This is a genomic window from Streptomyces sp. SID9727 (assembly GCF_010550605.1).
Taxonomy (GTDB): domain Bacteria; phylum Actinomycetota; class Actinomycetes; order Streptomycetales; family Streptomycetaceae; genus Streptomyces.
In genome coordinates, this window is record NZ_JAAGNI010000028.1 from 1 (window position 1) to 9,798 (window position 9,798).

Genomic DNA, 9,798 nt, shown 5'->3' on the forward strand with positions numbered 1-9,798 from the left:
CCCGCGGCGAACGGCCGCGGGGCCCGGGTGGCGGCCGGCGCCGGTCAGGCGTCGGCCGGTGCCGCCCCGCCGAGCACGGCGAGCGTCAGCACGTTGCCGGAGACGCCCCAGCCGCCGTCGGCGACCTCCTCGACCAGGACCATGGTGTTGGCGCGGGCGCGCTCGCCGTAGATCTCGACGAACAGTTCGGTGGTGCGGGCGACGATCTCCTCCTTCTGCTTCGGCGTGAGGGTCTTCTCGGGGACCTTGAAGTTCGCGAAGGGCATGGCTGGTTGTTCCTTCTCTTTCCGGTGGGGCGATGCGGACGGCAGGGGGTGGTTCAGACGATTCCGCCGTTGGCGCGGACGACCTGTCCGTTGACCCAGTGGCCGGCGGGGGAGGCCAGGAACGCGACGACCTCGGCGATGTCGGCCGGGGTGGCGAGGCGCTCCAGCGGAGGCTGGGCGGCCAGGCGGGCGACGGTCTCCTCGTCCTTGCCGTCCAGGAACAGATCGGTGGCCGTGGGCCCGGGCGCGACGGTGTTGGCGGTGACGTCCCGGCCCCGCAGCTCCCGGGCCAGGATCATCGTCAGCGCCTCGACCGCGCCCTTGCTGGCGGCGTAGGCGCCGTAGCGCGGGAAGGCCAGCCCCAGCACCGAGGTGGAGAACGTCACGATCGCGCCGCCGGGGCGCACCCGGCGGGCGGCCTGCTGGACGACGACGAACGTGCCGCGGATGTTGGTGCGGTGCAGGTCGTCCAGAACGGCCAGGTCCATGTCGGCGATCGGCGCCAGGTGCATCCGCCCCGCCGCGTGCACGACGACGTCGACACCGCCGAACTCGGCCTCCGCCGCGTCGAACAGGGCGGCGACCGCGTGTTCGTCGGCGACGTCCGCGCGCACCGCGACGGCCCGGCCGCCGACGGTGACGACCTCCTCGACGGCGGCTTCGGCCGCGTCCCGGCCGCCCGCGTAACCGACCACGACGGCGTACCCGTCGGCGGCCAGCCGGCCGGCGGTCCCGCGGCCGATGCCGCGCGAGCCCCCGGTGACGATCGCGACACGGGGTGGGGCGGAGGGCCGCTGCTCCGGGGCGGCGGTCCCGTCGGGGGAAGCGGGGAGGGGCATGACTGACTCCTCTGGGAGGTGGGGGCCGGGCCGCGGCCCGGCCGTCGTCCGGCGGTGTCCCCAACGATCGGCCGGTTCCCCGGCCCCAGCCAGGGCTGCGTCTACCCGGGGGACGCCACCCCCTGGCTCCGCCGCGCCGTACGAGCGAGCATGGAGCGGTGAACCTTCCAGAGCTCGGTGCCTTCCTCCGGACCCGCCGCGACCGCATCCGCCCCGCCGAGGTCGGCCTCCCCCACGGCCCGCGCCGACGCGTCCCCGGGTTGCGTCGCGAGGAGGTCGCGCAGTTGGCGGGGCTGTCGGCCGACTACTACACCGAGCTGGAACGCGGGAGCGCGAAGAACGGTGTGCAGCCCTCGGCGCAGACGCTGGCCGCCCTCGCCCGGGCCCTGCGCCTGAACGGCGACGAGCGCGACCACCTGTTCCACCTGGCCGAACGACCGGTCCCACCGCCCGCGGGCGGCGCGTCGGCGCACGTGCAGCCCGCGCTCATCGGACTCCTGGACCGGCTCTCCAACACCCCCGCGCGCGTCATCACCGACCTGCACGAGACGCTGATGGAGAACAGCCTGGCACTGGCCCTGCTCGGCCGGTCCCCGGCCCGCCGCGGTCCGGCGGCGAGCCTCGTGTACCGCTGGTTCACCGACCCTCGGGCCCGTGACATGCACCCGCCCGAGGACCACCCCCACCACTCCCGGGTGTTCGTGGCCGACCTCCAGGCGGCGGCGGCCCGGCGCGGCCGGGACGCGGAGGTCGCGCGGATGGTCGCCGCGCTGCGCCGGCGCAGTCAGGAGTTCGCGGACCTCTGGGACACCCATGACGTCGCGGTGCGCCGGATGGACCACAAGAGGATCGTCCACCCCCTGCTCGGGGTCATCGAGCTCGACTGCCACAACCTCCTCAGCGAGGACGGACGGCAACGGCTGCTGTGGTTCACCGCCCCGCCCGGAAGCGCGGCGGCCGAGCAGCTGGAACTGCTGTCCGTCGTGGGGACCCAGGAGCTGACCGCCGCGGAGGACCCGGCACCGGAGAGGCTGTCCGCGGGGGACTCGTGAGCGAGGCGGGCTCGTGAGCGCGACCGGCCGTACGCGGCCCCTCGGCCCCACCGAGCCTCGCCCCGCCCCGCCCCGCCTCATAAAATCATGCAAGCGCGCTTGATTGTTCTCGTCCCCGCTGCCACGCTCGACGCGACGGCCGGCAGAGAAGGAGATCACGCGGATGAGCCCGCTCGCACCGCCCGCCCACGTGCGCGGCGTCACCACCCTCACGCTCGACGCGCCCGCCCACCGCAACGCCCTCAGCGCCGGGCTCGTCGCCGCGCTGGCGGACGCGCTCGACGGGTGCGCGGCCGACGACTCCGTGCGGGCCGTCGTGCTCACCCACACCGGCACCACCTTCTGCGCGGGCGCCGACCTGCGCGCCCCGGCCGACCCGCACGACTTCGTCGCCCTGATGCGGCGGATCGTCGCGCTGCCGAAGCCCGTGGTCGCCCGGGTCACCGGGCACGTCCGGGCCGGCGGGCTCGGGCTGCTCGCGGCGTGCGACATCTCCGTCGCCGGGCCCGGGGCGACCTTCGCGCTCACCGAGTCGCGGCTCGGACTCGCGCCCGCCGTGATCTCGATGCCGCTGCTCCCGCGCATCGACCCGCGCGCCGCCGCCCGCTACTACCTGACCGGCGAGCGGTTCGACGCGGCGGAGGCCGCGCGCATCGGGCTGGTCACGCTGGCCGCCGAGGACGTGGACGACGCGCTCGTCCCCGTACTCGACGGGCTGCGGCGGGCCTCGCCGCAGGGGCTGGCGGAGTCCAAGGCGCTGGTCACGGCTACTGTGCTCCAGAGTTTCGACCAGCACGCCGACGACCTCATCGCCCGCTCCGCACGGCTCTTCGCCTCCGACGAGGCCCGGGAGGGGATGACGGCCTTCCTCGAACGACGGGATCCCGCATGGGCGTTGTGACACCGGGCGCCGGCCCGGGCCCCAAACAGGACCGCAGCCGCGCCACCCGCCGCCGCCTCCTGGAAGCCGCGGTGGCCTGCCTCGCCGAACACGGCTGGGCCGGGTCCACCGTCGCCGTCGTCGCGGAACGGGCCGGGGTCTCGCGGGGCGCGGCCCAGCACCACTTCCCCACCCGCGAGGACCTGTTCACCGCCGCCGTCGAATACGTCGCCGAGGAACGCTCCGCCGCCCTGCGCGCCGTCCCCGACCAGGACCGCGCCGCCGTCGTCGCCGCCCTGGTCGACCTCTACACCGGGCCCCTCTTCCGCGCCGCCCTCCAGCTCTGGGTCGCCGCGTCCAACGAGGAGCAACTGCGCCCCCGGGTGACGGAGCTGGAGGCCCGGGTGGGCCGCGAGACCCACCGCATCGCCGTCCACCTCCTGCGCGCCGACGAGGCGAAACCCGGCGTGCGGGAGACCGTGCAGGGGCTGCTGGACATGGCCCGGGGGCTCGGCCTCGCCAACGTCCTCACCGACGACACCGCCCGCCGCCGCAAGGTGGTCGCCCAGTGGGCGGCGCTGCTGGACACGGCCCTGGGGTGAGGGGCGGGGCTCAGGCCCGTACGGCCGTGATCCGCAGCCCGTGATCGGTCCGGATCGTCAGCGTCCTGCCGTCCCACACCACCGGCAGCGGGTCCTGCCGGGTGTCCACCGGTGAGCCCGGGTCCACCTCGCCCGACTCCGCGCTCAGGCCCCACCGCAGCGTGACGGCCGCCTTGTCGCCGACCGTCGCGGGCAGACCGGACGCCGCCCACACGTTGTCCGTGTCCCGGCCGTCGAACCGGACCACGAGCCCGCTGCCGTCCAGCTCGAAGGTGCCCGTCTCGTCGCCCCCGTCCACGCTCCAGCGGCGGCCCTTGATCTCGATCCGCCGGAACGCGTCGTGGGCCTGTCCCCGCGGCTCGTACGAGAGCTTCCACGCGCCGCTCACGAACGCTTCGAGCGCGGCCCCGGTCACGGTCGGCTTCGTGGCCGGGCGGCCCGGCACGCCGTCGGAGCCCTTGTTCCTGCCGCAGGCCGCCAGAGCGACCGTGATGAGGCCGATGCCCCCGTACCTGAGCGCGTCCCGTCTTCGGACGATGTTCCTCAACTGCCGTGTCCCGTCACGCATGCGCACCCCGGCTTCCCATGGTTCGGACCGGTCTGTCACGGTCCGGGAGCCAGAGTGTGGCGCGGGAAACGGCTTGGTGTCCCGGGAACGCCCGGATAGGGTCCGCACCATGACCAGCAGCGCCACGCCCCCGTTCCCCGAGCACGTCGAACTCACGGGTGAGGGGCTCGTCCTGCGCGACTGGACCGAGGACGACCTCGACGCCATGCCGGAGCTGTTCGACCACCCGGACATCGCGTACTGGACGCCGATCGTCTCGCCCTTCGACGCGGAGGCCGCCCGCGCGCGGCTGGCGAAGGCCCGGCAGCTGCGGGCGGACGGTACGGCGGTCCTGCTCGCCATCACGCTCGAAGGCGGCGCCCCGCTCGGCGAGGTCATGCTGCGCCGCGCCCCCGAGGGCACCGAGCTGGGTTACGCGGTCGGCCCCGCCCACCGCGGGCAGGGGCTCGCCGGGCGGGCGGTGCGCGTGATGGCCGCGTACGCCTTCGAGGAGCTGGGCGTCGACCGGGTCATCCTGGAACTGGAGGCGGAGAACGCGGCCAGCGTCGCCGTCGCCGCCGCGAACGGCTTCCGGCTGCTCGGCGTACCGCTCATCGAGGGCGAGGAGAAGGGGCGGCCGTACGCCCTCCAGACCTGGGCGCTCGACCGGGCCTGAGCCCCGCACGCCTCCTCCTCAGACGCCCGCGGTCTCCGGCACCGGAAGTTCCGCCACCGCGTCCACCGGCTCGTCCAGCACCCGCAGGGAGCGGGTCAGGTGCAGGGCGACCGCCAGGGCGGCCATCAGCACCATCAGGACCAGCACCGCGCCCTGCACCCCGAACCGGTCGCCCAGGAAGCCGGCGGCCAGCGGACCCGTCCACTGCAGGGCCTGCATGCCGAAGCGGCTCACGGCGGAGACCCGGCCGCTGTACTCGTCGGGCACGAGCCGGACCTCGTACGACTCAAGGATCACGTTCAGCGGGACCATCGCCGCCGTCGCCACCAGCAGCACCGCGCCGATCTGCCAGGGCTCGGGGACCAGCGCCACCACGGCGAAGGACTCCACGAAGACCCAGGCGGAGACCAGCAGGGCGGTCCGGGCGCGGATCCGGGCCAGCAGGAGCGGGCCGATCACCGCGCCGACGACCCCGCCGACCAGGGCCGTCGCGTTGACGAAGCCGATGGTCTGCGGGTCGCCGCCCCGGTGCTTCACGAGGGCGATCAGCAGCAGGAAGAAGCCCTGGGCCACCGCGTTGAGCAGCGCCACCCAGATCACCGTGAACCGCAGATAGGCGTGGTCGCGGACGAAGCGGTAGCCGGCCGCCACGTCCCGGCCGATGCCGGGGCGCTCCGCCCCCGGCACGCGGTCCGGGCCGAGCGGGCGGCGGATGAGCGCGGCGCCCAGGGACGCGAAGAGGAACGACACCGCGTCCGCCAGGAAGGGTGCCCAGCGCGCCGCCGAGAACAGCAGCCCGCCCAGCGGGGCGCCGATGACCCGGGCCGCCATGTCCCGGCCCATCGAGCGGGCGGTGGCCTCCCCGATCTGCTCCTTCGGCACGATCCGGCGCAGCGAGGGGATCGTCGAGCCCGAGGTGATGCCGGACGCGGCACCGGCCACGCAGGCCAGGGCGGACAGCAGCCACAGCGCGAACTCGCCCCGGTGGACGGCGTACGCGACCGCGCCGAGCGCCGCCGCCTGCACCAGGGGCCCGGTGATCAGGATGAGCCGGCGGGAGACGCGGTCCGCGAGCGCGCCGCCGACGAGCGTGGTCGCGAGGGTGCCGACCATCGTGGCGGCGGTGATCACCCCGGCCCGGGCGACCGATCCGGTGGCGTACAGGATCAGCAGCGGGAAGGCGATGTTCGAGACGCTGGTGCCGAGCGCGGAGAGGCCGTGCCCCGCCCACCAGCCGACGTAGTCCCGGTTGCGCCACAGCGAGACCCGGGCGCCGGCGGGCGGACCGTCCTGGGGCGGCCCCGTCTCCGTACCGTCACGTCGCATGCCCTGGGGTTCCTTTCGGCGGCGGGGGTTCGCGCACTGGTCCCATTCGATGCTGCCGGGGCGTGATGCCTCCGGCCAGGCAACGAACCGGCAGTACCGGGCCGTTCGGCGCGTGCCGTCAGTTGCCGGGTGCCTGCCTGGAAGCGGTTCCCGGGCGTTGGCAGGATCACCGGGGACCGGCCCCCGGCCCGCTCCGGCAGACGTACAGAGGAGACCCGCTATGCCCGCCAGCTCCGGCCCCCACGCCGTCGTCCCGCTCGCGGCGACCGTCGCAGCGGAGGGGGTGGCGGCCGGTGACCCCGGCCGCCCGGAGCGGGACCGGGGCGCGGCGGGGAGGGGGCTGCCCGAGATCCGGGCGGCCGTCGCCGCCGCGCTCGCCGGGGTCACCGGGCTGCCGGCCGACGACGTGCCATGGGACACCGGACTGACCGCGCTGGGCGTGACCTCGCTGGAGATCGGCCGGATCTGCGCCCGGCTCGGCGACGCGCTCGGGCGGCCGGTGCCGATCTCGCAGATCTACCGGCAGCGGACCGCCGCCGGGCTCGCGCAGTGGATCCACGCCACGGACGGGCTGCCGCACGCGGCACCCGGCGGGGACGCCGAGGCCGGTGACGACGCCCGCGCCCCGCTGTCGCCGACGCAGACCTTCATGTTCATGAAGCACGTCTTCAAGCCCGACGACCTGTCGCTGCACTCGGTGCGCTGCTGGCGCATCGAGGGCCGCCCGGACCGGGCCGCGCTGGCCGCCGCCGTGGAGTACCTGCACCGCCGGCACCGCTATCTGAGCGCCGAGTACCTCTTCCAGGAACAGCCCTACGTACGCCCCGCCGACCTGCCCGCCCCGCCGCTCGGCGCGTTCCTCGCGGACACCGAGGAGGAGGCGAAGGACGTCCTGGCGCGCGAACTGGCCAAGCCCTTCCGGCTGGTGCGCGGCGACGTGTGGCGGCCGGTCTTCGTGGCGGTGCGCCAGGCGCACGTCACCCTCTTCGGGTACGCCGTCCACCACGTGGCGTTCGACGGCGGCTCGTCCGAGGTCCTGGCGCACGACCTGTCGGCCGCCTACAACGCGTACGCCGAGGGCCGGACGCCCGACCTGGAGCCCGCCCCCGGGCCGCGCGAGGTGGCCGAGGCGCTGGAGGCGCACCTGCCGTACGTGGACCTCGAAGCCCAGCGCGAGTACTGGCGGCGCACGATCAACGGCATGACCCCGCTGGCATACCCGGGCGGTGCGGAGGCGCCGCGCGGGACGCCCTGCCGGATGATCGACCTCCCGCTGCCCGCCGGGCTCGCCGACGGGGTCAAGGGGCTGGCGGAGCGCCACGGGGTCAGCCCGTTCGCCGTGTACCTGAGCGCGTACGGGCAGGCCATGGCGGAGCTCGTCGGCGACCACGACTTCGGTGTCGGCACGCCCGTCAACCGGCGCGGCAGCACCGTCCTCAGCCGGGCCGCGGGCTGCCTCATCGACATCCTGCCGCTGCGGCCCAGGACCGACCCGGCCGCCTCGCCCGCCGCGTCGGTCGCCGCCACCGCCGCGGCCGTCGCGGAGGCGTTCTCGGCACAGGACCTGTCGATCTCGGAGATCGCCGGGCTCCAGCTGAAGACGGAGTCCACGGACCGCAACCGGATGTTCCAGACGATGTTCGTGCTCCAGGACAACGGCCTCGGCGAACTGGCCCTGAAGGGGCTGCCGTCCCAGTTCTTCCGGCCGCGCTACCCGGGGGTCTCCGGCGAGGTGCACGCCGAGGTCTGGCCGGCCGCCGGGGCGCACGGGCGGCTGGTGATCGGCTACCACCCGGACCGGACGTCCGGCGCCTTCTGCGACCGGCTCGCCGAGGCCATGCTCGCCCGGCTCACCGGCTACCTGGCCTGATCCGATGACCACGTCCGGGGACAACCCGTGGATCGGCAGCCGGTTCGGCGCCGTGGACCGGCCGCGTACGCGGGTGGTCTGCCTGCCGCAGTCCGGCGCGGGGCCCGCCGCGTTCACCGCCTGGCGGCCCCATCTGCCGCCCGGCGTCGAGATCGCCACCGTGACGCTGCCGGGCCGGGGCCCCCGGACCGCCGAGCCGCTCACCCCGGACCCGGACACCGTGACGCGCCGGCTGCTCGACGGGCTGCGCCCCGAACTCGACGTGCCGTACGTCCTGTTCGGCCACAGCCTGGGCGCGCTGCTGGCCCACGCGGTGACCGTGCGGGCCGCCCGGGAGGGGGCGCCCGCACCGGCCGCGCTCGTCGTGTCCGGGTCGCGGGCGCCGCACACCCCGCCCGGCGCTTCGGTCGCGGAGTACGACGACCGGGGCCTGGCCGACTGGCTGACCCGGATCGGCGGGCTGCCGCCGGAGCTGCTGCGCCACGGCGCGTACGCCGCCTACGTGTTCCGCACGGTCCGCGCCGACCTGGCGCTGGCCGAGCGGATCGTGACCGCCGGGCCGGTACGGGTCGGCTGCCCGCTCCATGTGTTCGGCGGGGCGGACGACCCGCTCGCACCGCCCGCCCTGACCGAGGAGTGGCGCGCGTGCGCGGGCGGCGCGCACAGCACGACGCTGCTGCCCGGCGGGCACGGCTTCCCGCAGTCCGAACCGGCGGCGACCGTCGCCGCACTGGCCGGCGTCCTGCCGGTTCCCGTACACCCATCACAGGAAGGACCGCCACGGTGACCACGACCGAGCAGACCGAAGCCATCCGTACCCAGGTGAGGGCCTATCTGAGCGAGGAGCTGGCGACGCCCGTCGCCGACGACCTCAACATCTTCGGCGCGGGCCTCGCCAACTCGCTGTTCACCATCCAGCTCGTGACCTACGTGGAGCGCGCGTTCGGCGTCCAGGTCGGCACCGACGAGCTGGACGAAGTGCACTTCTGCTCCGTCGACGCGATCACCGCGTTCGTGGCGGCCAAGCCGTCGCGCTCCGCCGCCTGACCATCCCGCCCGCCCTCTCCTGCCGGAGGCTCCACGTGAAGCCGTCTCCTCTCGAAGCGGCCCTGCCCCTGTCGCCGTTGCAGGAAGGGATGCTCTTCCACGCCCTGTACGACGAGGAGGGCGTCGACGTCTACACGATCCAGGTCGCCTTCGGGCTGAGCGGCGCGCTCGACGCGGACCGGCTGCGGGCCGCGTGCGGGGCGCTCCTGGAACGGCATCCGGTGCTGCGGGCGGGCTTCCAGCAGCGGAAGACGGGCGAGCCCGTCCAGCTGGTGCGGCGGCGGGCCGCGGTGCCCTGGACGGACCTCGACCTGCGCGCGCTCCCGGCGGACGAGCAGCGCGACCGGCTCATCCGCTACCAGGCCGACGACCGGGCCCGGGGCTTCGACATGGGCCGCCCGCCGCTGATCCGCTTCACCCTGGCCCGGCTCGCCGACGACGAGCACGTGATGGTGCTGACGTACCATCACATCCTGCTCGATGCCTGGTCGTTCCAGATCGTGCTGCGCGACCTGCTGGTGCTGTACGCGGCCGGGGGCGACGGCGGTGCGCTGCCGCCCGCGGTCCCCTTCGCCCGGTACCTCTCCTGGCTCGCCGGGCAGGACCGGGCCGCGTCCGAGGACGCCTGGGCCGAGGCGCTGGCCGGGCTCGGGGAGCCCACCCTCGTCGCGCCCGGCGCCGACGCGGCCGGGG

General features: G+C 75.1%; 12 protein-coding genes. 8 read left to right on the plus strand and 4 right to left on the minus strand.

Annotated elements, in window-relative coordinates; translation table 11 throughout:
* Positions 1-44: 44 nt before the first annotated feature.
* Together G3I41_RS01615 and G3I41_RS01620 are read right to left on the minus strand one after the other, a co-directional pair.
* Entirely contained in the window at positions 45-266 is a 222-nt protein-coding gene (locus G3I41_RS01615; RefSeq protein WP_164398501.1) for a 4-oxalocrotonate tautomerase family protein, read from the minus strand.
* A gap of 53 nt (positions 267-319) precedes the next feature.
* Entirely contained in the window at positions 320-1,105 is a 786-nt protein-coding gene (locus G3I41_RS01620) for an SDR family oxidoreductase (RefSeq protein WP_164398502.1), read from the minus strand.
* A gap of 158 nt (positions 1,106-1,263) precedes the next feature.
* Here G3I41_RS01620 and G3I41_RS01625 point away from each other — a divergent pair, with 158 nt between their 5' ends.
* The 3 genes from G3I41_RS01625 (at position 1,264) to G3I41_RS01635 (ending at position 3,639) form a co-directional block, all read left to right on the plus strand.
* A complete protein-coding gene (locus tag G3I41_RS01625; protein ID WP_164398503.1) occupies positions 1,264-2,157 on the plus strand; it encodes a helix-turn-helix transcriptional regulator in 894 nt (297 codons plus the stop codon).
* A gap of 163 nt (positions 2,158-2,320) precedes the next feature.
* Positions 2,321-3,058 (plus strand): enoyl-CoA hydratase family protein, encoded by a 738-nt coding sequence (locus G3I41_RS01630; protein ID WP_164398504.1) that lies wholly within the window; start codon positions 2,321-2,323, stop codon positions 3,056-3,058.
* On the plus strand, positions 3,046-3,639 hold the full coding sequence (locus G3I41_RS01635) for a TetR/AcrR family transcriptional regulator (protein WP_164398505.1): 594 nt from the start codon (positions 3,046-3,048) through the stop codon (positions 3,637-3,639). The genes G3I41_RS01630 and G3I41_RS01635 overlap by 13 nt, the downstream gene beginning before the upstream one ends.
* Positions 3,640-3,649: 10 nt before the next feature.
* Here G3I41_RS01635 and G3I41_RS01640 read toward each other — a convergent pair whose 3' ends face one another.
* Positions 3,650-4,207 carry a hypothetical protein gene (locus G3I41_RS01640; protein WP_239081440.1) on the minus strand — a complete coding sequence of 186 codons (558 nt, stop codon included), beginning with the start codon at positions 4,205-4,207 and terminating at the stop codon, positions 3,650-3,652.
* Between the two features lie 109 nt (positions 4,208-4,316).
* On the opposite strand from G3I41_RS01640, the gene G3I41_RS01645 reads away from it, so the two are divergent.
* On the plus strand, positions 4,317-4,862 hold the full coding sequence (locus G3I41_RS01645; protein WP_164398506.1) for a GNAT family N-acetyltransferase: 546 nt from the start codon (positions 4,317-4,319) through the stop codon (positions 4,860-4,862).
* A gap of 18 nt (positions 4,863-4,880) precedes the next feature.
* Here G3I41_RS01645 and G3I41_RS01650 read toward each other — a convergent pair whose 3' ends face one another.
* Positions 4,881-6,188, minus strand: coding sequence for an MFS transporter (locus tag G3I41_RS01650; RefSeq protein ID WP_164398507.1), 1,308 nt, complete (start codon positions 6,186-6,188; stop codon positions 4,881-4,883).
* 220 nt (positions 6,189-6,408) lie between these two features.
* Between G3I41_RS01650 and G3I41_RS01655 the strand changes: the two genes are divergently transcribed.
* The 4 genes from G3I41_RS01655 to G3I41_RS01670 form a co-directional block, all read left to right on the plus strand.
* Positions 6,409-8,058, plus strand: coding sequence for a condensation domain-containing protein (locus G3I41_RS01655; RefSeq protein WP_164398508.1), 1,650 nt, complete (start codon positions 6,409-6,411; stop codon positions 8,056-8,058).
* Positions 8,059-8,062: 4 nt separating this feature from the next.
* On the plus strand, positions 8,063-8,845 hold the full coding sequence (locus tag G3I41_RS01660) for an alpha/beta fold hydrolase (RefSeq protein WP_164398509.1): 783 nt from the start codon (positions 8,063-8,065) through the stop codon (positions 8,843-8,845).
* Positions 8,842-9,105: a phosphopantetheine-binding protein gene (locus G3I41_RS01665; protein ID WP_343242032.1), complete on the plus strand. Its 264-nt coding sequence runs from the start codon at positions 8,842-8,844 to the stop codon at positions 9,103-9,105. The genes G3I41_RS01660 and G3I41_RS01665 overlap by 4 nt, the downstream gene beginning before the upstream one ends.
* A gap of 35 nt (positions 9,106-9,140) precedes the next feature.
* A partial coding sequence (locus G3I41_RS01670) for a condensation domain-containing protein (protein ID WP_343242033.1) occupies positions 9,141-9,798 on the plus strand: 658 nt, incomplete at its 3' end.

Bases quoted from the DNA above. Each gene is read 5' to 3' on its own strand.
- G3I41_RS01615 (WP_164398501.1), bottom strand. From the start codon at position 266: ATGCCCTTCGCGAACTTCAAGGTCCCCGAGAAGACCCTCACGCCGAAG.
- G3I41_RS01620 (WP_164398502.1), bottom strand. From the start codon at position 1,105: ATGCCCCTCCCCGCTTCCCCCGACGGGACCGCCGCCCCGGAGCAGCGG.
- G3I41_RS01630 (WP_164398504.1), top strand. From the start codon at position 2,321: ATGAGCCCGCTCGCACCGCCCGCCCACGTGCGCGGCGTCACCACCCTC.
- G3I41_RS01635 (WP_164398505.1), top strand. From the start codon at position 3,046: ATGGGCGTTGTGACACCGGGCGCCGGCCCGGGCCCCAAACAGGACCGC.
- G3I41_RS01640 (WP_239081440.1), bottom strand. From the start codon at position 4,207: ATGCGTGACGGGACACGGCAGTTGAGGAACATCGTCCGAAGACGGGAC.
- G3I41_RS01645 (WP_164398506.1), top strand. From the start codon at position 4,317: ATGACCAGCAGCGCCACGCCCCCGTTCCCCGAGCACGTCGAACTCACG.
- G3I41_RS01650 (WP_164398507.1), bottom strand. From the start codon at position 6,188: ATGCGACGTGACGGTACGGAGACGGGGCCGCCCCAGGACGGTCCGCCC.
- G3I41_RS01655 (WP_164398508.1), top strand. From the start codon at position 6,409: ATGCCCGCCAGCTCCGGCCCCCACGCCGTCGTCCCGCTCGCGGCGACC.
- G3I41_RS01660 (WP_164398509.1), top strand. From the start codon at position 8,063: ATGACCACGTCCGGGGACAACCCGTGGATCGGCAGCCGGTTCGGCGCC.